The organism is Pseudomonas sp. NPDC087814, assembly GCF_044742865.1.
In the GTDB taxonomy this organism is placed as follows: Bacteria; Pseudomonadota; Gammaproteobacteria; order Pseudomonadales; family Pseudomonadaceae; genus Aquipseudomonas.
In genome coordinates this window covers 1-21,057 of sequence record NZ_JBIUVK010000019.1, presented here as the reverse complement: position 1 = coordinate 21,057, position 21,057 = coordinate 1, and the positions used below count along the sequence as shown (strand labels likewise).

Sequence of the window (21,057 nt, the reverse complement as noted above, 5' to 3'; positions counted from 1 at the left end):
GGATAAGTAAAAAGGGGCGGTGTGGTTTGGTGTCGCAGTGCTATCAACCAGCTGTGGCGTGCAGCTTCAGGCCGAGCGCTTTCATGACCTTCATGATAGTCGCGAACTCGGGATTGCCAGTGCTGGAGAGGGCTTTATATAAACTTTCGCGTCCGAGGCCTGCGTCGCGGGCTACTTGAGTCATGCCTTGGGCGCGGGCGATGTTGTTGAGGGCTGAACGAATAAGCAGTCCGTCACCGGCATCCTCCTCGAAGCACGCTTCAAGATACTCAGCCATATCTTCAGGAGTCTTGAGGTGTTCCGCTATGTCGAAGTCTGTAAATTCAGTCATGGCTTACTCCTTTTTTTTCAAAGTCTGCTGCAATTTGCTTAGCGCGCTGGATATCGCGTTTCTGCGTTGATTTATCGCCGCCTATCAACAACAGGTAAACCACCTCCTCTCTACGAGTGAAATAAACCCGGTATCCAGGACCGTAGTGGATGCGCATTTCCGAAACGCCATTTCCTACTGTCTCACAGTCTCCGAAGTTGCCTGATTGTGCGTTATTCAACCTTGCCAGTACGCGTGCACGGGCCGGTTTATTGTTTAACGAATCAAGCCACTCCAGGAAATGCTTGGATTTCTTGAAGTGAATCATCTTGGATCGTATTCCTTGGGATACAGAATGACAAGTCACGATGCTCCGCAAAAGCAGTGCATCCCCATCGCAGACTCTGGTGCAAAACTGCGGGAGGGGAGCTTAGGGCGAGGGCTTTTGGCTGAACCAGCCGGCTGGTTCGGAGGGGGGTGTAAGGCGAATCAGTTTTTAAAGCGAGGTTGTCAAAAGGATGTCGATGATTGAGGCGCTTTCCTACGAGGTCATTGCACCTTGCGATACAGGCGACTCGGTCTTCCTGCTGGAACGAGGTGATGCTATCGCAGGCAAGCCAGCTCCCACAGTTTGGATTGTGTTCGATTCGAATGTGGAGGCCCTCCACAGAAATTTCCGACAGTGATTGGCGGTTGTCTCTAGGAAACTCAATCTCTAGTCTCCGAACACCACTGCAAACTCAGTGGTCGGGCGTCGCGGCCCGGATTTCTTCAGACGCAAAAGCGTCATCGTGTCCTTTCAGTTGGCGCTTTTTTATCGTCTACTGTGCGGCGCTATGGTGGCTGTGCGCGGGATACCTTCGGGTATGCCGGTGTTCTGGAGAGCCGGTCCGCGAACCCGCGTTCAGCTACCACCCCCATCGCATCGCGGCGATCAGTGGTAGCTCCTTTGTACTTCTCCGGAGCTTCACAATGATTAAACCTACCCCCAATCCCCCTTTTCGGCTGTTCACCGTAGCCGACGGAATCAGCACCGAAGACCTGTTGGTCAACCTCATTGAAACACTCGCCTCGGCCAATGCGCTGAGTTGCGACTTGGCGTTTAGCCTGGAAGGATCGAAGCGAGAGGAGTTGTTGGGCGTCGCTCAGTTGATCGAGCTGGCGGAGTTACTGGCTGATCGGGTGCACGATGCAGCCGGACAGACGGCTGCCGCGCGGAGCTAACAGCGCGACGCAGGTTAGTGTGGGAGCTGGCTTGCCTGCGATAGCATCGCCGCGGTGTATCTGAATGACCGTGTCGTTTGCATCGCAGGCAAGCCAGCTCCCACCTTTGTTTCGTGTTGCGTCATACAGACTGGAATGCTTCCAGTACCGAGTTGACTGTCGTGAATGCCCTATCCACCTGCGCCAACACCGGCCGCCTCAACACCAACACCGGCACCCTCCGCTCCCGCGCCACTTCCAGCTTCGGCTCGGTAGCCGTACTGCCGCTGTTCTTGCTGATCAGCACATCAATCTGCCGCCGCTCAAACAGCGCCCGTTCATCCTCGATCAAAAACGGCCCACGGGCGCCAATCACTTCGCAGCGTTCATTGCCGGGGTACACATCCAGTGCGCGCAGTGTCCAGAACTGCTCGGCGGGGATTTCGTCGAGGTGTTGTAACGGTTCACGGCCCAGCGTGAACAGTGGTCGCTTGAAGGGTTTCAGAGCTTCAATCAACTCCGCCCAGTCACCGACTTCGCGCCAGTCATCATCCGCCTGTGGCTGCCACGCCGGGCGGCGCAGGGCCCAGCAGGGAATGCCACACACACCCGCAGCACGGGCGGCATTGGCGCTGATCTGTGCGGCATACGGATGAGTCGCGTCCAGCACCAGCTCGATACCTTCATCGCGAATGAACTGCGCCAAACCTTCCGCGCCGCCATAGCCACCGACGCGCACCTGGCACGTAAGGTCGGTGGGAACGCGGCCAACACCCGCCAGGCTGTAGATATGTTCGGGCCCCAGTGTGCGGGCGATGGCCAGGGCTTCCGTCACGCCGCCCAACAGCAGGATGCGTTTCATAGCGGCTTGATCACTTCCAGCAGGGTGATCGGCAGCGCCTGGCGCCAGGTATCAAAGCCCCCCAGTGGCTGGGCCTGGGCCACATGAATGCGGGTCAGCTCGCCGCCGTGTTGTTCGCGCCAGGCCATCAGGGTCATTTCACTTTGCAGGGTCACGGCGTTGGCCAACAGCCGGCCGCCCGGGCGCAGGTGTTGCCAGCAAGTGTCGAGCACGCCGTCGCGGGTGACGCCGCCGCCGATGAAGATGGCGTCCGGCGCTTCCAGCCCGTTCAGGGCGTGGGGCGCGGTGCCGCGAATCAGTTGCAGGCCGGGGACGCCAAGGGCATCACGGTTATGTTCGATCAACAGTTGCCGGCCTTCATCGGCCTCGATGGCCAAGGCGCGGCAGCTGGGGTGGGCGCGCATCCATTCGATCCCGATGGAGCCGCTGCCCGCGCCCACGTCCCACAGCAGTTCGCCGGGCATCGGCGCGAGGCGGGCGAGGGTCATGGCGCGCACGTCGCGCTTGGTCAGTTGGCCGTCGTGCCTGAAGGCCGAGTCCGGCAGCCCTGCCAGGCGTGACAGGCGCGCTGTGTTGGCGTCGGCCACGCAGTCGATGGCCAGCAGATTCAACGCGGCAATCGGTTCGCCAGGCCAATCCCGGGCGATGCCGTCGATGCGCCGCTCATCCGGCCCGCCGAGGTGTTCAAACACACTCAGGCGACTTGCGCCAAACCCGCGCTCGGCCAATTGTGTGGCAATCGCCGCCGGGCTCTGGCCGTCATTGCTCAGCACCAGCAAACGCACGCCGCTGGCCAGGTGCGCATTCAGCGCCGCCATCGGCCGGGCAACCACCGACAGCGTCACTACCTCTTGCAACGGCCAGCCCAAACGCGCCGCCGCCAGGGACACGGAAGAGGGCGCCGGCAGAATCAGCAGCTCATCGGCCGGCACCTGCCGCGCCAGGCTCGCACCCACGCCATAGAACATCGGGTCGCCGCTGGCCAGCACGCACACCGCTTCACCACGCCTGGCCAGCACCGGCTCCAGGGAAAACGGGCTGGGCCACACCTGGCGTTCGCCACGGATGCACACCGGCAACAAGTCCAGCTGGCGTTGCCCGCCAATAATGCGCGAGGCGCGCAACAGGGCGTGCCGGGCGTTTCTGCCCAGGCCCTTGAAGCCGTCTTCACCGATGCCTACTACCGTCAGCCAGGGCGACATATGAATTCCTTGAACGACATCCGACGGGCAGGCTTTTCATGCCGCCGGACAAAGCAGGCATAATACCGCGCCTTTACCCGTGAACCGGTAGCCCCGTGAAACCAATACCACCGTCCAATACCTTGCGCCCCTCGGCCTGTCCGGGGTTGCTGCGTATTGTCCAGGCGTTGGATGGCGGGATTTGCCGCATCAAACTGGCGGGCGGTTCGATCCGCGCCGAGCAGGCGTTTGCCGTGGCCGACGCCGCCCAGGCCCATGCCGGCGGGGTGATCGAGGCAACCAACCGCGCCAACCTGCAGATTCGCGGGATCGGCGCCGAACAGGATGCATTGATCGCCGCCTTGCTGGCCGCCGACCTGGGCCCCAAGCGTGCCGCCGGTGATGATGTGCGCAACCTGATGCTCAGCCCCAGTGCCGGCATTGACCGCGAGATGCTGTTCGATACCCGACCGTTGGCCGACCAGATCCTCACCACCCTGGAAACCCACCCGCGTTTCCATGAGCTGTCGGCCAAGTTCGCCGTGCAACTGGACGGCGGTGAAGCCCTGGCCATGCTCGAGCATCATCACGACCTGTGGCTGTCAGCCTTCGATGCCAATGGCAACACGCTGTTGGCATTCGGCCTGGCAGGCTGCCCGGCGCGGGATGCGCCCTTGGCGGCGGTACCTTTGGCGCAAGGGCATGCACTGGTGGTGGCGGTGCTGGAACGGTTCCTTGAACTGGCCCGGCCTGATCAGACCCGTATGCGCCACCTGCTGGCTGAAACCGCTGTGGATAACTTTTTGCGGCAGCTGAATATGCCATTGCAGCCGGTTGATGGCTTTTCAAGGCACTCCAACTCCGCGTCGCTGCACCTGGGAAGTTATCCACAGCGCCAAAAAAACCAGGTCTACGTCGCCGCCGTCGCACCCTTGGGCCGCCTGGATTCGGCGATGCTCGGGGGCGCTGCGCAACTGGCCGTCGACCATGGCGACGCCACCTTGCGTGTCACGCCATGGCAAGGCCTGCTGCTGCCCAATATCCAGGATGCGGCGGCTGTCACCGAACGCCTCGAACAGCTTGGCTTTTTGTGTTCGGTGGACCAACCCCTCGCACGGATGATCGCCTGCACCGGCGCCAGCGGTTGCGCCAAAGGCCTGTCCGACACCAAGGCCGACGCCGTGCAACTGGCCGCGCTAGCGCCCGGCCACAGCGTGCACCTGTCCGGCTGCCCGCGTTCCTGCGCGGCCGCACACACCGCGCCGGTCACCCTGCTGGCGGTAAGTCCCGGCCACTACGACCTCTATTTTCGCGACGCAGGCCTGCCCGGTTTCGGCCGCCTGCACGCGCGCACTCTTTCTATTGAAGCGGCGGGCGCCTTGTTGCGCGCTCACCCACGGAGCAACACCGATGATTGATTACATCCGCGACGGTCAGGAGATCTATCGCAACTCCTTCGCGATCATTCGCGCAGAAGCCCGGCTTGATCGCATCCCTGCCGACCTGGAAAAACTCGCGGTGCGGGTGATTCATGCCTGCGGCATGGTCGACGCCATCGACGGCCTGCAATTTTCCGAAGGTGCCGGCAAGGCCGGGCGCGAAGCCCTGGCCGCTGGCGCGCCGATCCTGTGTGATGCGCGGATGGTCTCCGAAGGCGTGACCCGTACGCGCCTGCCGGCCAACAATCAGGTGATCTGCACCCTGCGCGACGACAGCGTGCCGGAGTTGGCCCGTGAGCTGGGCAACACCCGTTCCGCTGCCGCCCTGGAGCTGTGGCGCCCGCACCTGGAAGGCAGTGTGGTGGTGATCGGCAATGCGCCGACAGCGCTGTTTTACCTGCTGGAAATGCTCGACGCCGGCGCGCCAAAACCTGCACTGATCCTCGGGTTCCCGGTGGGTTTTGTCGGCGCCGCCGAATCCAAGGCGATGCTGGCGGCAGACAGCCGCGGCGTACCGTTTGTGATCATGCAGGGCCGCCTGGGCGGCAGTGCGATGGCCGCCGCCGCGGTCAACGCCTTGGCCACGGAGGTCGAATAATGCCGGCACGCGGACGTTTGATCGGCCTGGGCGTAGGCCCCGGCGATCCGGAACTGATTACCCTCAAAGCCCTGCGCCTGCTGCGCGAATCGCCGGTGGTGGCGTACTTCGTGGCCAAGGGCAAGAAGGGCAACGCCTTCGGCATCATCGAAGACCATTTGGTGCCCCAGCAAACCCTGATGCCGCTGGTGTACCCGGTGACCACTGAAGTGTTGCCGGCGCCGCTGTCCTACGAGCAAGTGATCAGCGATTTCTACGACGCCGCCAGTGTCGACGTTGCGGCACACCTGGACGCGGGGCGCGATGTGGCGGTGATCTGTGAAGGCGACCCGTTCTTCTACGGCTCCTACATGTATTTGCACGACCGCCTGGCCGAGCGCTACGAAGCCCAGGTGATCCCGGGTGTGTGCTCGATGCTCGGTGGCGCCTCTGTACTGGGCGCACCGTTGGTGTATCGCAACCAGAGCCTGTCGGTGCTTTCCGGCGTGCTGCCCCATGACGAACTCAAGCGTCGCCTGGCGGATGCCGACGCGGCGGTGATCATGAAGCTGGGACGCAACTTCACCAAGGTGCGTCAGGTACTGGAAGAATTGGGATTGGCGAGCCGGGCGTTGTACGTCGAGCGCGCGACCATGGCCAATCAGAAAATCGTCGCTTTGGATCAGGTCGATCCGACGTCCTCGCCGTATTTCTCGTTGATCATCGTTCCCGGTGAAAGGTGGCAAGGCTGATGACGGCTCCCGCGATTGTCATCCTGGGGCAGGGCAGCCTCGCCACGGCCCGCGCTATCCAGCAGGTGTATCCCGACGCACTGATCCACGGCCTGGCCGGGCGGGTCGAGGGCGCAGATCAGGCCTATAACGAATTCGGCGCCACAGTGCGCCAGTTGTATCAACAGGGCACGCCGATCATCGCGCTGTGCGCCGCCGGGATTGTGATCCGCACCCTGGCGCCGCTGCTGCTGGAGAAGGGCATCGAGCCTGCTGTGCTGGCCGTCGCCGAAGACGGCAGCGCGGTGGTGCCGTTGCTCGGTGGCCTCGGTGGCGTAAACGTGATGGCGCGGGAAATCGCCGCTGCCCTGAACGTTGCCGCCGCGATCACCACCAGTGGCGAGCTGCGTTTTGGTACCTGCCTGCTTAACCCGCCCCATGGTTATCAGCTGGGGGACCTGGAACTGGGCAAACGCTTTGTCTCGGATTTGCTGGCTGGCGAATCAGTACGCATTGAAGGCGCGGCGCCGTGGCTGGATCAGGCCAACTTGCCCCAGGATCAACAGGCGCGCCTGGCGATTCACGTCGGCAGTGCCGAGCGCACACCTGCGGCCAATGAGTTGCTGATTTATCCGAAGACGGTGCTGGTTACCTGCCAGCCGGGGCCGCAACTGGCCGGGCGAATTCGTGCGGCGTTGCAGGATGCCGGGCTCGCCGTGCAGTCCCTGGCTTGCCTGCTGGCGGCTGAAACGGAGATGGCCGATTCGTCATTGCACGAAGCGGCGTTGGAGCTGGGCGTGCCATTACGCTTCGCCGATCTGGCGCCTCAGGCGGACATCGCGATCACGGTGGCCGAGGTCCCTCTGGACCTGTCCCTGATCGGTCGTCCCCGTGGCCGCCTCGCGGTGATCGGCTTGGGCCCCGGCGCTGCCGAACTGATGGTACCGGCAGTAAAAGCCGAGCTGGCCCGCTGCACCGACGTGCTGGGTTACGAAACCTATGTGCGCATGGCCGGGCCGTTCCGCGCGGACCAGATCCAGCATTGCACCGACAATCGCGAAGAGATGCAGCGTGCGCGTCATGCTTTTGAGCTGGCGGCGCAGGGGCGTTCGGTGGTGGTGGTTTCCTCGGGTGACCCGGGTGTATTCGCCATGGCCGCCGCGGTGATCGAAGCCTTGCACGAGTCCGGCGACCCGGCCTGGCATCAGGTCGACCTGGAGATTTTGCCGGGCGTGTCGGCATCCCTCGCCACGGCGGCCCAGGCAGGTGCACCGCTGGGGCATGACTTCTGTGTGATGTCACTGTCGGACAACCTCAAACCCTGGTCGATCATCGAGAAGCGCCTGGACCTGGCGTCCCAGGCCGACCTGGCGCTGGCGTTCTATAACCCGATCTCCCGTGCGCGGCCCTGGCAGTTGGGACGCGCCCTGGAAATCGTCGCGCAGCACCGCACGCCTGAAACACCGGTGGTCTTGGGCCGTGACATCGGTCGCCCGGGCCAGACCCTGCGAGTCACCACCCTGGGGCAACTGACGCCGGAGCAGGTGGACATGCGCACCATGGTGCTGATCGGTTCGTCCACCACCTGCGTCTTTGCGCGGGCAGGTGGTGGCGAGTGGGTCTACACGCCACGTTGGTACGGCGAGAAACCCGCCTCCTGAAAACAACGGCGGCCCCGCCATGGGGCCGCCTTGAAACGTCAGTCATTGATGCCGGAAAGATCTGCTTGCCGAGGTTTTTTTGCATCGGCTCAAGTCATACCTTTCTCTACGGCTTGAAGAAAAGCACGGCGCTTTTGTGTGCCGCCGCCTCATCCCCAGCGTTTACTCAGCTGCGCCGCCTGCAGTGATTTTTCCTGCGGGTCGCGGCGCGTCCCGTGGTCAATTTCCAGCAGCTCAAAATCCCCGGCAAGTCGACTAGTGTTGGCGTTGAGCCCCATGTTGGGGGTTATGGAGAAATGGCTATGGAGCGAAACAACAAACGGATCAACAGCGCAAAAAGGAGGAAGCTGATTGCCGCTTACCGGCTTCCGGGCGCGCCCGGCCTGGCGTCGGGGTTGAGCGCGCCGGTGAAGCCCGAGGCGGATGATGAGCTGGACGCGGCGGTGGTGAACAACAGCGTCATGTCGTTTGTGCAAGGCATGACCAGCCTCAACAAGGAGTACACCCGCAAAAGCTATTTGCTGGCGAGCAGCTACGTCAGCGATGTGCTGCGGGTCGCCCGGGGCACAGAGGCCTGGTACAACGAATTCATCAAGGTCATGAGCAGCCTCGGCTGGATGCCGGTCAGGAGCAGTTTCGAGCGGGTGTACACCTCTCGCAAGGGGCTGTCGGTACAGCTGGCGGCGCTGAACCTGATGGCGGCCACCGTGGCCTCGACGTTTCTGTCGGGGCCGCTGATCAGTGTATTGCCCAAACGGGTGGCGGAGGCGGTTGAAGCCTTGAAGCAGCTCCCGGCCTCATTTGAGTTATTCAAGCGAAATACCACCACGCGTGACGGTGGCGATTTCGGCTTGGCGTCCTGCTCGGAAATCGCCGGGGAAGTTTCGATGGTGCTGGTGACGTACAGCTCCCACGGCGTCAGCAAGCAACTGGGCATACCGTTTCTGGAGTGGGACAGTGCATCCGTCGAGGCCTTCAGTGGCCGCACGTGCCTGGTGCTGAACAGCTCGGTGGTCAACGAAGACACGATTCAACTGCTGCGGGACAGCGCAGGGGACAAGGTCCGCCTGGCTATCGCCAACTACAGGATTTGATCTACGGCACCAGGTAACCGCGTACACCGGTGAAGATGATTTGTGCGGCCAGGGCGCACACGAACAGCCCCATCAACCGGCTGACAATCTGCAAGCCCTGGTCGCCGAGGATGCGTTCGATACGGTTGGACAGGTACAGCACCACGCCCACCGTCAGGCTGGCCAGGGCGATACTGAGGATCGCGGTGATCTTGTCGTCCCAGTGCGGCTGGCTGACGCCCATCACCAGCAGTGCACCGATGGTGCCGGGGCCGACGGTCAGGGGAATGGTCAGCGGCACGATGGTCACGTCCTGCTGCACGTTGTCGGTCTGCACCGCCGACTTGCCCTGGGCCATGCCCAGGGCCGAGATGAACAGCACACTGCCGGCGCCGATGCGGAAGGCGTCGACGGTGATGCCGAACACACTGAAAATCACCCGGCCGAACAGGTAGAGCAACACGCTCGATACCAGGGTGGCGAGGGCCACTTTCCAGGCCAGGCGCCGCCGCTCCTTGCTGGAGTACCCGCGAGTCAGGCTGATAAAGCAGGAGAGCACGAAGAAGGGGCTGTAGAGCACCAGCATCTTCAGGTAAACGCTGAATAGCACGTGGAGCATGGTGGGAGCTCGCAGCGAAGGAGGGCGAGCGGGAGTTTATCAGGCCTGTGGCAGAGCGCTATCTGTGAAGCGACAACAATCCAGTGTGGGAGCGGGCTTGCTCGCGAAAGCGGTGTGTCAGCCAATACATGTTTGACTGACACACCGCTTTCGCGAGCAAGTCGAATCGTCGCACCGCCGCTCCCACATATTGATCTGCGTCATGCATGGGTCAGGTGGGAGCGTGCTCAGGGCGCTGTTGGCGCTGTGCCACCCAGTACTCCACCAACTCGCGTAATTGCGACAACTCCACCGGCTTGGCCATGTGCCCGTCCATCCCGGCCTGGCGTGCACGCTCTTTATGTTCCGAAAGAATGTGCGCGGTGAGTGCCACGATTGGCGTACGAATCCGCTGGTTGCTGACCTCCCACGCGCGCAGTTGCTGGGTGGCGGAGAAGCCGTCGAGGATCGGCATTTCACAGTCCATCAACACCAGGTCGTAGCGCTGGGCCTTCATTGCCTGCAGGGCTTCTTCGCCGTTGCTGGCGGTGTCCGGCTGCAGGTTGAGCTTGCCGAGCATGCCGCGAATCACCTTGGTGGAGATGCTGTTGTCCTCCGCCACCAGGATCCGGAAGTCACTCGGCACGGTCACCGGGGCCGGCGCGCTGATCGCCGGCTGGCGTGGTTGCACGGAGCCCTTGCTGCGCTGGGTCAACTCATCGGCAAGGGTGGTCTTGAGGGTATAGCCGGCCACGGGTTTGGCGAGGATGCGCTTGATCCCGCAGTTGCGCGCGATGATCTTGCTCGGCGCATTGCTGATGCCGGTGAGCATGATCAGCAGGATGTCGTGGTTCAGGCTCGGGTCTTCCTTGATCTTCGCCGCCAGTTGCATGCCGGTCATGCCGGGCATGTTCTGGTCCAGCAGCACCACGTCGAAATAGTCCCGCAGGTGCGCCTTGGTGCGCAGCAGCGCCAGGGCTTCCTTGCCCGAAGGCACGGCACTCACGTTCAGGCCCCAGGCCGTGCATTGCTGCACCAGCACTTTGCGGCAGGTGTCGTTGTCGTCCACCACCAGCACGCGCGCGCCCTTGAGCGGGCCGTCGAGGTCGGAGGTCGGGTGCTCCAGGCGTTCCGGGTCCAGCGGCAAGGTCAGCCACAGGGTGCTGCCTTGCTGGCTGCCACTCTTGATGCCGAATTCGCCGTTCATCAACAGGATCAGCTGGCGGGCAATGACCAGGCCCAGATGGCCGCTCAGGCGGGTGGCAGAGAGGAAGTTCTTGCTGTGCAACTCGCTGTGCAGCAGGGCGTCGCGCTCGGCGGGTTCCATCGGCAGGCCGCTGTCTTGCACGGCAATGCGCAGGCGCGGTTTGCTGCTGCGCTCGTCCAGTGCGACGACGATCAGTACTTCGCCTTCATCGGTTTTTTGCAGGGCATTTTCCAGCAGGCTCAACAGTGCCTGGCGCAGCCGCGTCGGGTCGCCGCTGATCACCCGGGGTACCTGGGGCTGGATAAAGCTGATCAGCTCGACGTTCTGCTGCTCGGCCTTGGCGCGGAAAATACTCAGGCAGTCTTCGATCAGCGCGTTGAGGTCGAACTGCACATCGTCCAATTCGATCTGCCCGGATTCCAGCTTGGAGATGTCGAGAATCTCGTTGATCAGGGTGAGCAGTTCGTTGCCGGCGCTGTGGATGGTTTGCACGTAGTCGCGTTGCTTGACTGAAAGCGGGGTGCCCAGCAGCAGTTCGGTCATGCCCAGCACGCCGTTCATGGGGGTGCGAATTTCGTGGCTGATCTTCGCCAGGAATTCGGCCTTGGCGGCGATTTCGGCGTTGCTGGCCGCCAGGTCGCGGCTGAGGCTGAAGTTGTCTTCGGTGATGGCGCGCTGGCGTTCGCCCAGGGCCAGGCTCATCAACAGGCCACTGAGGCAGATAAAGCCGAGCAGGGTGATGATCAAGCCTTGTGGCGGCACCAGCGTCAGGCCCAGCAAGGCCGGGAGAATAATCAGCGTGCCGATGTTGAAGATCACCATCGCCAGCATGAACAGGCGCGCCGGGCGGTAGCCCTTTTGCCAGTGATAGGCCGAGACGAACAACATGCTCAGGCCGGCCAGCGCCACCAGGGCGTAGGTGATGATGTTCAGGGGCAAGGTGTTGACGAACAGCAGCAACAGGCCGGTCAGGACGATCAGCAGGATGTCGGCCATCAACAGCTTGTTCAGCGGATGCGGGCCCAGTGGCGCAAAGAAGCGGTAGGCAAACATCAGCCCGCATGGCGCGGTCAGCAGCAGGGCGAGGTAGGCACCGGGGGTTTGTACCGCGTGCCAGTTCGGCAACCACGGGCCCAGCACGTTGAGCAGCAGCGCAAGGCTGAGCAGCAACAGCAATTCGCAGGCGGCGAGCCACAGGCTGCTGCGGGAGCGATGGTAGGCGTAGCGGGTGAGGTTGTGCAGGATCAGCATCACCAGGCAACCGAACAGCAGCCCGTAGATCAGCGTCTGGTTCTGGTTGGCCGCAGCCAGCACGGCCGGCTCAAGGGTGATGTAGGGGCGCAGCTCGTGTTCCGAGACCATGCGCAGGTACACGTCCAGCGGCTTCTGGCTTTGCGGCATCGGCAGCATGAAGTCGCTGCTGGGCAGCGGGCGCTCGGCCTGGGGCTGGCGGGTGCCGGTAGCTTCCTGCTCCACCAGGGTGTCGCCGTCGAGTACATACAGGTTCAGGTGTGACAGGTCAGGGGCGAATACCCGCAGCACTTGCTCGTGTTTGCCGGGTTGCAGCCTGAAGCGTACCCACAACGCACCGTCCGGTTGCGCGGCGGTAATCCGGTCCAGTTCGATGGGGCTGAATTGATTGATGTAGCGGGGCGAGCGGATGTCGCTCAGTTGCAGATCGGCCTGTTCATCAAGCAATACTGCCCAGCCACTGCCTTGTGCGGCGGCCTGGGCCGGGAGCAAGCAGAGCAAGGTCAGCAGACTGACAGTGAAACCTATGGCGATCCTGAGCCAGCGCACGGCGAAATCCCTTCGTAGGTTGATGCATGGGTATAACTATGCGCGGGGCCACAAGCGTAGGGCAAGGGCCAGAGGCCCCTGCCTAACCGAACGGATAGCTGTTTACTGACTTTCGCCACGCTCACGGGCAATGGCGCGGTAGCCAATGTCGGTGCGGTAGAAGCAGCCTTTCCAGTCGATCTTCGCCGCCAGCTTGTAAGCCTGTTGCTGGGCGGCATCTACGCTGCTGCCCATGGCGGTTGCGCACAGTACGCGACCACCGGCGGTGACGACCTTGCCATCCTTGAGCGCGGTGCCCGCGTGGAACACCTTGCCTTCCAGCGTAGCAGCCGCGTCCAGACCTTCAATCACATCGCCCTTGGCGTAGTCGGCCGGGTAGCCGCCGGCGGCCAGCACGATGCCGACGCTCGGGCGCGGGTCCCACTGGGCTTCGACCTTGTCCAGGGCCTGGGCCAGCGCAGCTTCAACCAACAGCACCAGGCTCGATTGCAGGCGCAGCATCACCGGTTGGGTTTCCGGGTCGCCGAAGCGGCAGTTGAACTCGATGACTTTCGGGTTACCGGCCTTGTCGATCATCAAGCCGGCGTACAGGAAACCGGTGTACACATTGCCTTCGTCGGCCATGCCGCGCACGGTTGGCCAGATGACCAGGTCCATCACGCGCTTGTGCACTTCGGCGGTGACCACTGGCGCCGGGGAGTAGGCGCCCATGCCGCCGGTGTTCGGGCCGCTGTCGCCGTCACCCACACGTTTGTGGTCCTGGCTGGTGGCCATCGGCAGTACGTTCTTGCCGTCGACCATCACGATGAAGCTGGCTTCTTCGCCGTCGAGGAACTCTTCGATCACCACGCGCGAACCGGCTTCACCGAAAGCGTTGCCGGCGAGCATGTCGCGCACGGCGTCTTCGGCTTCAGCCAGGGTCATTGCGACGATCACGCCTTTACCGGCGGCCAGGCCGTCGGCCTTGATCACGATCGGTGCACCGACTTCACGCAGGTAGGCCAGGGCCGGCTCGATCTCGGTGAAGTTCTGGTAGTCGGCGGTCGGGATCTTGTGGCGCGCCAGGAAATCCTTGGTGAAGGCTTTCGAGCCTTCCAGCTGGGCAGCGCCGGCGGTTGGGCCGAAGCAGTCCAGGCCGCGGCTGCGGAACAGGTCCACAACGCCAGCTACCAAGGGCACTTCCGGGCCGACGATGGTCAGGGAAACGTTTTTCTCGGCAAAGTCCGCCAGTTGCTCAAGGGCCAACACGTCGATGGCGACGTTTTCGCACTTGGCTTCAATGGCGGTACCGGCGTTGCCGGGGGCGACGAAAACTTTCTGGACACGTGGGTCCTGGGCAACTTTCCAGGCCAGGGCGTGTTCACGGCCACCGCTGCCAATGATCAAAACATTCATTTCAAAAACCTCGGATGACGCTGAATTCTGACCGTTCCCACGCTCTGCGTGGGAATGCCTCTTGTGACGCTCTGCGTCACGCTTTGGGACGCGGAGCGTCCCGGGCTGCATTCCCACGCAGAGCGTGGGAACGAGCAATCAGTGACGGAAGTGGCGCATGCCGGTGAAGACCATGGCAATGCCGGCTTCATCAGCCGCTGCAATCACTTCTGCGTCACGCATCGAGCCGCCCGGTTGGATCACGGCGGTAACACCGGCTTTCGCGGCGTTGTCCAGGCCATCACGGAACGGGAAGAATGCGTCGGACGCCATCACCGAACCGGCGACCTGCAGGCCGGCATGTTCTGCCTTGATCGCAGCGATGCGTGCCGAATTCACGCGGCTCATCTGGCCCGCGCCGACACCGATGGTCTGGCGGTTCTTGGCGTAGACGATGGCGTTGGATTTAACGTACTTGGCGACTTTCCAGGCGAAGATCAGGTCGTTGATTTCCTGTTCGGTCGGGGCGCGCTTGGTCACCACTTTCAGATCGGCGCTGCCGATCATGCCGATGTCGCGGCTCTGTACCAGCAAGCCGCCGTTGACGCGCTTGTAGTCCCAGGCAGCGGCACGTTCGGCCGACCACTCGCCGCACGCCAGCAGGCGCACATTGGCCTTAGCGGCAACGATGGCGCGAGCCTCTTCACTGACGGATGGCGCGATGATCACTTCAACGAACTGACGCTCGACGATCGCCTTGGCGGTCTCGGCGTCCAGCTCACGGTTGAAGGCGATGATGCCGCCGAAGGCCGACTCGGTGTCGGTGGCGTAGGCCAGTTCGTAGGCCTGGCGGATACCGCCTTCAGCGTCCGGGCTCACGGCCACGCCGCACGGGTTGGCGTGCTTGACGATCACGCAGGCTGGCTTGACGAAGCTCTTCACACATTCCAGCGCGGCGTCGGTGTCGGCCACGTTGTTGTACGACAGCTCTTTGCCTTGCAGTTGGGTCGCGGTGGCGATGCCGACTTCAGCAGGCTTGGCCTCAACGTAGAACGCCGCGCTCTGGTGCGGGTTCTCGCCGTAGCGCATTTCCTGGGCCTTGATGAACTGGCTGTTGAAGGTGCGCGGGAACTGGCTGCGACCTTCAGTGCTCAGGGTTTCAGCCGCCTGGTTCACGGTGCCCATGTAGTTGGCGATCATGCCGTCGTAGGCAGCGGTGTGTTCGAAGGCCTTGAGCATCAGGTCGAAGCGCTGGGCGTAGGTCAGGCCGCCGGCTTTCAGGCTTTCCAGTACGTTGGCGTAGTCGCTGGCGTTCACCACGATGGCCACGTCTTTGTGGTTCTTGGCTGCCGAGCGAACCATGGTCGGGCCGCCGATATCGATGTTTTCGATGGCGGTCGGCAGGTCGCAGCCTGGCTTGTTGATGGTGGCTTCGAACGGGTACAGGTTAACGGCCACCAGGTCGATCGGCTTGATGCCGTGCTCGCTCATGATGGCGTCGTCGATACCGCGACGACCGAGGATCCCGCCGTGGATTTTCGGGTGCAGGGTCTTGACCCGACCGTCCATCATTTCTGCGAAACCGGTGTAGTCCGCCACTTCCACTGCGGCCACGCCGTTGTCCTGCAGCAGTTTGAAGGTCCCGCCGGTGGAGAGAATCTCCACGCCCAGGGCTTCCAGCTCCCGGGCAAATTCGAGGATCCCGGTCTTGTCGGAGACACTGATCAAGGCACGGCGGATCGGCAGGCGGGTAGTCTGGTCGGTCATTTCAATTTCCATCAAAAGCAAAGGAGTCAGCAAAAAAGGCGTCCGTTTTTACGCGGGCGCCTTTCTGGTTTGATTGAATGCTTACAGCAAATCGTACTGCTTGAGTTTCTTGCGCAGCGTGCCACGGTTCAGACCGAGCAGCTCACTGGCCTTGGTCTGGTTGCCCTTGACGTAGTTCATCACGCTTTCGAGCAACGGCGCTTCGACTTCGGAGAGCACCAGGTTGTACACGTCCGTGACGGCAGCGCCCTCAAGGTGGGCGAAATAATTGTGCAGCGCCAACTCGACACTCCCGCGAAGGGTCTGGCCTTCTTCGCTCGGCGTGTTGAGGTGCTGTTTCAAATTGACGTTGTCGCTCACGGGTGTTGTTCCACTCACTAAAGTCTCGGTCATCATCGTCATGCGGCCACCCCTTCTCCGTCCCCTGTCACCAGGCTCTTGTAACGCTCGGAGAAGAACTCACGAACGTTGGCGCACTGTGCTTCCGTATCATCCAAACGATTGAAGTGGGCGCGAAACTCCCTGGCGCCCGGCAAGGTTGCGAGATACCAGCCCACATGCTTGCGAGCAATGCGTACTCCCATCACGTCTCCGTAGAAGGCGTGCAGGGCGGCCAGATGCTCTAGCAGAATACGTTCCACCTCGATCAGCTCCGGTGCCGGCAAGGTTTCGCCGGTACGCAGAAAATGCTCGATCTCACGAAAAATCCACGGCCGCCCCTGGGCAGCCCGGCCAATCAACAGGCCATCGGCGCCGGTCGCGTGCAGCACGCGCCGGGCTTTCTCGGCTGAGTCGATGTCGCCGTTGGCAAAGACGGGAATCGACACCGCCTGCTTGATCGCGGCAATGGTGTCGTACTCGGCTTCACCGGTGTAAAGGTCGGCGCGGGTGCGGCCATGCACCGCCAGCGCTGTAATGCCCGCCTGCTCGGCGATCTTCGCCACCGTCAGGCCATTCTTGTTGTCCCGGTCCCAACCGGTGCGGATCTTCAGGGTGACCGGCACATCCACTGCAGCGACAACGGCATGCAGGATCTCGCTCACCAACTGCTCATCCTTCAACAGGGCAGAACCTGCGGCCTTGTTGCAGACCTTCTTGGCCGGGCAACCCATGTTGATATCAATAATCTGCGCCCCCAACTCCACGTTGGCCCGGGCCGCATCCGCCAGCATCTGCGCATCACCGCCGGCGATCTGTACCGAGCGGGGCTCGGGATCACCTTCGTGGATCATGCGCATCCGCGATTTGCGGGTGTTCCATAGGCTCATGTCGCTGGTGACCATTTCCGAGACTACAAGCCCTGCGCCCAAACGCTTGCAAAGCTGACGAAAGGGCTGGTCGGTGACGCCCGCCATCGGGGCGAGGATCAAGCCGTTGTGCAATGTGTATGGGCCGATGCGTACCGCCGACATAGGACTTCCCTGTTGTGGGGCCGGATCATTAGAGTTCGAAAAAGGGTTGGCATGATACCCGCTCTCGATGACTGGATAAAGGCTGAATTGGATAAAATCTGAGCAGTTATTTTCTTATCGCCGCAGGTTTGGTCAAAGGCGATGCAGTCAATAATCTGCCGTCAAGCACCGGCCAGGCAGCCGTTTCACTCGGGGGAGTGGAAGCTCAGGCTGTAATTCACCGCTTTGTTGCCCGGGTCGAGGATGTCCAGGGCAATGTGGATCGGCGTCTGGGAGGGCATCTCGGTCACGCCTGCCAACTCGCCGCTGAGGTATTCGGCGGGTTTGAAGCGACGACTGGCGATCATATTCCCGTTCATGTCGGCAAAGCGTAGCTCCAGCAGCGGGAACGGTTGGGAGAATGTCGCGCGGTTATAGATGATCGCGTCCACCACCAGGGCACCGGCAAACTCCGGGTGGCTGCGCACCACCAGGTTGCTGCTCTTGATGTGGGCGATATCGACCCGGGATGGCACGGTGCAGCCCAGTTTCGGGCACAGTTCCTGGAACCATGGGCGGTAGGCGTCCTGGCGTGCCAGGTCGTCGAATTGGTAGGCGACGTATTGTCCCGCCAGGCCGGCGGCGGCCAGCAGCACCAGCAAGCCCCAGAACAGGCGGCGGCCCCAGCCGGAGGAACGCTTCTGGGAATACAGGTGCAGCGGGTCGTCTTCCAGGTCCGAAAGCAGGTCGTCGTGGGCGCCAGCCTCGGGGCGAGGGCGCTTGCGTTTGGGCTGCGGGCGTTCCGGTTGTTCGGGTTCCGGCTCGTCTGCTACGGCGGTTACCGGTGGGTCGAGTTCGTCATCGGTGGGGCTTGTGTGCAGCGGTGGTTCGTCGTCCGGCTCGACCGCTTCAAACGACATCGACGGTTCGGTGCGCTTGGGTTTGCCTGGGCTTGCCTTGGCCGGTTGCGGTTCGTCGTCGGCCGTTTGCGGGGCTTGGGCCCGTTCATCCCGGGGTTCGCTGAACAGGCTGGAGGCCCATTGCTCTTCCTCGGCCTTGGCCGTATCACGGCTGGCGCTGAGGGCATCTTCCTTTTGCCGACGATCGGCGCCGGGCTGGCGACGGTCGGCACCCACGGGTTGGGTGTGCTGGATCTCGCGGCGTTCCAGCTTGGCCAGTTCTACGTCGAGGTCCAGGTTATCCAGGTCCAGCTCTTCGGCGGTCCATTGCTTCTGGCTGATGGCTCGCGGCGCTTGGGGTGGCGGTTCTACGGCTGCCGGCGGCTCTGCCGCAGGTGGTGCCTGGGGCGCGGGCGCATTGGCGCGCTGCTCCAGCAGTTGGCGAGCGGCATTGAACACTTGCAGGCACGACCCACAGCGCACCACGCCACGGGCCACGCTCAATTGAGCGTGGTTGACGCGAAAGCGTGCTTGGCAGTGTGGGCACTGGGTGACGAAACTGTCGGTCATGCGGCCATCCGATTCATGCAGGCGCTCATTCTAGCGCCGACGACCACTGATGCGTACCCAGCCATCGCGGTTGGCGATCGGATCCAGCTCAAAATCCTGGGCGTAGGCGGCGGCAACGTCTTCGCCCTGTTCGGCGAGGATGCCCGACAGCGCCAGGCGGCCGCCCGGCTTGACCAGGCTCGACAGCTGCGGCGCCAGGGAAACCAGCGGCCCGGCGAGGATATTGGCCACCAGCACGTCGGCCTGCACCTGGGGCAATTGCTCCGGCAGGTACAGCGGGAATTTCTCTTCGGCGATGTTATTGCGCCCGGCGTTATCGCGGGAGGCTTCCAGGGCTTGCACGTCGATATCGGTGCCGACCGCTTCCTTGGCGCCCAGCAGCAGGGCGGCGATCGCCAGGATCCCCGAACCGCAGCCGAAGTCCAGCACGTTGCAGTCTTTCAGGTCCTGGCCATCGAGCCATTCCAGGCACAGCGCGGTGGTGGGGTGGGTGCCGGTGCCGAACGCCAGGCCCGGGTCCAGCAGCAGGTTCACGGCGTCAGGCTCGGGGGCGGCATGCCAGCTCGGCACGATCCACAGGCGCTGGCCAAAACGCATTGGCTGGAAGTTGTCCATCCAACTGCGTTCCCAGTCCTGGTCTTCGATGATTTCGCTGTGATGCTCCGGCAGCGGGCCGCCGGTGAGCAGTTCCATGTGGGCCAGGACGCTGGCGGCATCGGTGCCGTCTTCGAACAGGGCCAGCAGATGGGTGTGGGACCACAGCGGGGTGGTGTTGAGCTCGGGTTCGAAGATCGGCTGGTCTTCGGCGTCCATGAAGGTCACCGACACGGCGCCCACTTCGAGGAACGCGTCTTCGTAGGTTTCGGCTTGTTCTGGGCTGATGGCGAGACGGACTTGCAGCCAAGGCATGGCGGGCACCTTTGAAAAAATGAGTGTGCAGCGGGGTAGGGCTGCGAAAGACGCGCAAGTTTACGCGAGCGAACAGCAGAAGACGACTGTACTGCTGGTGTACACAGAACAAAATGTGGGAGCGGGCTTGCTCGCGAATGCGGTGTGTCAGTAATGGATGTGTTGACTGGCACACCGCATTCGCGAGCAAGCCCGCTCCCACAAGGGGAATGTATCCATCCAGAAAAATCGGGTGGGCAGAAACAACAAAACCGCCCGAAGGCGGCTTTGTTGGGTGGAGCACTTCGCTTACTGATTAGCCAGCTTGTGTTCCAGGTAGTGAATGTTCACACCACCTTCGCAGAAGCCTTCATCGCGAACCAGGTCCCGATGCAGCGGGATGTTGGTCTTGATGCCGTCTACCACGATTTCGTCCAGGGCGTTGCGCATACGGGCCATGGCCTCGTCGCGGGTGGCGCCCCAGGTGATCAGCTTGCCGATCAGCGAGTCGTAGTTGGACGGAACCTTGTAGCCGCTGTACAGGTGCGAATCCACACGTACGCCGTTGCCGCCGGGCGCGTGGAAATGCTTGACCAGGCCAGGGCTTGGGATAAAGGTTTTCGGGTCTTCGGCGTTGATCCGGCACTCCAGGGAGTGGCCGTGGATCTTCACATCATCCTGGGTAAACGACAGCTTGTTGCCAGCGGCGATGCTCAGCATCTCCTTGACGATGTCGATACCGGTGACCATCTCCGAAACCGGATGCTCTACCTGCACACGAGTGTTCATCTCGATGAAGTAGAAACGGCCGTTTTCGTACAGGAACTCGAAAGTGCCCGCGCCACGGTAGTTGATGTCGATGCACGCCTTGACGCAGCGAGCCAGTACTTCCTGGCGAGCTGTTTCGTCCAGGCCCGGTGCCGGCGCTTCTTCCAGTACCTTCTGGTGACGGCGTTGCAGCGAGCAATCGCGGTCGCCCAGGTGGATGGCGTGGCCCTGGCCGTCGGACAGTACCTGCACTTCCACGTGACGTGGGTTGGTCAGGTACTTTTCCAGGTAGACCATCGGGTTGCCGAACCAGGCGGCAGCTTCCGAGCGAGTCTGCTTGGCGGCTTCGATCAGTTCTTCTTCCTTGTGCACCACACGCATGCCGCGACCACCACCGCCACCGGCGGCCTTGATGATCACCGGGTAACCGACTTCGCGACCAATGCGCAGGGCGGTTGCCTCGTCTTCAGGCAGCGGGCCGTCGGAACCTGGAACGGTAGGTACGCCGGCCGCGATCATGGCGTCCTTGGCCGATACCTTGTCGCCCATCAGGCGAATGGTTTCGGCTTTCGGGCCGATGAAGGCAAACCCGGATTTCTCCACCTGTTCGGCGAAATCGGCGTTTTCCGCGAGGAAGCCGTAGCCGGGGTGGATGCCATCAGCGCCGGTCACTTCAGCGGCGGCGATGATGTTCGAGACTTTCAGGTACGAGTTCGTGGCCAGTGGCGGGCCGATGCAGATGCTTTCGTCAAATCGGA

Annotated in this window: 19 protein-coding genes; 6 read left to right on the top strand and 13 right to left on the bottom strand. The window is 62.4% G+C overall.

Translation table 11 applies throughout. From position 1 onward, the window contains the following. Positions 1-43 precede the first annotated feature (43 nt). A complete protein-coding gene (locus tag ACIOMR_RS16420; RefSeq protein WP_008439033.1) occupies positions 44-331 on the bottom strand; it encodes an addiction module antidote protein in 288 nt (95 codons plus the stop codon). Next, on the bottom strand, positions 324-638 hold the full coding sequence (locus ACIOMR_RS16415) for a type II toxin-antitoxin system RelE/ParE family toxin (protein WP_102368006.1): 315 nt from the start codon (positions 636-638) through the stop codon (positions 324-326). Before ACIOMR_RS16415 ends, ACIOMR_RS16420 begins: the two co-directional genes overlap by 8 nt. A gap of 644 nt (positions 639-1,282) precedes the next feature. Here ACIOMR_RS16415 and ACIOMR_RS16410 point away from each other — a divergent pair. After that, entirely contained in the window at positions 1,283-1,534 is a 252-nt protein-coding gene (locus ACIOMR_RS16410; protein ID WP_087693137.1) for a DUF6124 family protein, read from the top strand. Between the two features lie 121 nt (positions 1,535-1,655). Here ACIOMR_RS16410 and ACIOMR_RS16405 read toward each other — a convergent pair whose 3' ends face one another. Beyond that, a complete protein-coding gene (locus tag ACIOMR_RS16405) occupies positions 1,656-2,375 on the bottom strand; it encodes a cobalt-precorrin-6A reductase (RefSeq protein WP_177054779.1) in 720 nt (239 codons plus the stop codon). Further along, a complete protein-coding gene (cbiE, locus tag ACIOMR_RS16400) occupies positions 2,372-3,577 on the bottom strand; it encodes a precorrin-6y C5,15-methyltransferase (decarboxylating) subunit CbiE (protein WP_401195230.1) in 1,206 nt (401 codons plus the stop codon). Before cbiE ends, ACIOMR_RS16405 begins: the two co-directional genes overlap by 4 nt. A gap of 95 nt (positions 3,578-3,672) precedes the next feature. Between cbiE and cobG the strand changes: the two genes are divergently transcribed. From cobG to ACIOMR_RS16375, 5 genes are all read left to right on the top strand, one after another. Then, complete coding sequence (cobG, locus tag ACIOMR_RS16395) at positions 3,673-4,974, top strand: precorrin-3B synthase (RefSeq protein WP_401195227.1); 1,302 nt, start codon at positions 3,673-3,675, stop codon at positions 4,972-4,974. Next, positions 4,967-5,593: a precorrin-8X methylmutase gene (locus ACIOMR_RS16390; RefSeq protein ID WP_003217338.1), complete on the top strand. Its 627-nt coding sequence runs from the start codon at positions 4,967-4,969 to the stop codon at positions 5,591-5,593. Before cobG ends, ACIOMR_RS16390 begins: the two co-directional genes overlap by 8 nt. After that, on the top strand, positions 5,593-6,324 hold the full coding sequence (locus ACIOMR_RS16385) for a precorrin-2 C(20)-methyltransferase (protein WP_102606178.1): 732 nt from the start codon (positions 5,593-5,595) through the stop codon (positions 6,322-6,324). Before ACIOMR_RS16390 ends, ACIOMR_RS16385 begins: the two co-directional genes overlap by 1 nt. Next, on the top strand, positions 6,324-7,964 hold the full coding sequence (gene cobJ, locus ACIOMR_RS16380) for a precorrin-3B C(17)-methyltransferase (protein ID WP_401195223.1): 1,641 nt from the start codon (positions 6,324-6,326) through the stop codon (positions 7,962-7,964). Before ACIOMR_RS16385 ends, cobJ begins: the two co-directional genes overlap by 1 nt. Positions 7,965-8,266: 302 nt before the next feature. Then, a complete protein-coding gene (locus ACIOMR_RS16375) occupies positions 8,267-9,058 on the top strand; it encodes a hypothetical protein (RefSeq protein ID WP_102606174.1) in 792 nt (263 codons plus the stop codon). A gap of 1 nt (position 9,059) precedes the next feature. Here the strand turns inward: ACIOMR_RS16375 and ACIOMR_RS16370 are convergent, their stop codons facing one another. From ACIOMR_RS16370 to accC, 9 genes are all read right to left on the bottom strand, one after another. Beyond that, positions 9,060-9,656 carry a MarC family protein gene (locus tag ACIOMR_RS16370; RefSeq protein ID WP_003217330.1) on the bottom strand — a complete coding sequence of 199 codons (597 nt, stop codon included), beginning with the start codon at positions 9,654-9,656 and terminating at the stop codon, positions 9,060-9,062. 211 nt (positions 9,657-9,867) lie between these two features. Next, on the bottom strand, positions 9,868-12,642 hold the full coding sequence (locus tag ACIOMR_RS16365) for a hybrid sensor histidine kinase/response regulator (protein ID WP_003217328.1): 2,775 nt from the start codon (positions 12,640-12,642) through the stop codon (positions 9,868-9,870). Between the two features lie 102 nt (positions 12,643-12,744). Then, positions 12,745-14,037, bottom strand: coding sequence for a phosphoribosylamine--glycine ligase (gene purD, locus ACIOMR_RS16360; RefSeq protein WP_003217326.1), 1,293 nt, complete (start codon positions 14,035-14,037; stop codon positions 12,745-12,747). A gap of 138 nt (positions 14,038-14,175) precedes the next feature. Beyond that, positions 14,176-15,783: a bifunctional phosphoribosylaminoimidazolecarboxamide formyltransferase/IMP cyclohydrolase gene (gene purH / locus ACIOMR_RS16355; RefSeq protein WP_008439025.1), complete on the bottom strand. Its 1,608-nt coding sequence runs from the start codon at positions 15,781-15,783 to the stop codon at positions 14,176-14,178. Positions 15,784-15,864: 81 nt separating this feature from the next. After that, positions 15,865-16,185 carry a DNA-binding transcriptional regulator Fis gene (fis, locus tag ACIOMR_RS16350; RefSeq protein ID WP_401195216.1) on the bottom strand — a complete coding sequence of 107 codons (321 nt, stop codon included), beginning with the start codon at positions 16,183-16,185 and terminating at the stop codon, positions 15,865-15,867. Beyond that, positions 16,182-17,195 carry a tRNA dihydrouridine synthase DusB gene (gene dusB / locus ACIOMR_RS16345; RefSeq protein WP_003217321.1) on the bottom strand — a complete coding sequence of 338 codons (1,014 nt, stop codon included), beginning with the start codon at positions 17,193-17,195 and terminating at the stop codon, positions 16,182-16,184. Before dusB ends, fis begins: the two co-directional genes overlap by 4 nt. A gap of 185 nt (positions 17,196-17,380) precedes the next feature. Beyond that, on the bottom strand, positions 17,381-18,643 hold the full coding sequence (locus ACIOMR_RS16340) for a DUF3426 domain-containing protein (protein ID WP_401195214.1): 1,263 nt from the start codon (positions 18,641-18,643) through the stop codon (positions 17,381-17,383). 30 nt (positions 18,644-18,673) lie between these two features. Continuing rightward, entirely contained in the window at positions 18,674-19,552 is an 879-nt protein-coding gene (gene prmA, locus ACIOMR_RS16335) for a 50S ribosomal protein L11 methyltransferase (protein WP_003217316.1), read from the bottom strand. 288 nt (positions 19,553-19,840) lie between these two features. Next, the coding region (gene accC, locus ACIOMR_RS16330) for an acetyl-CoA carboxylase biotin carboxylase subunit (protein ID WP_401195211.1) at positions 19,841-21,057 on the bottom strand (1,217 nt) is incomplete at its 5' end.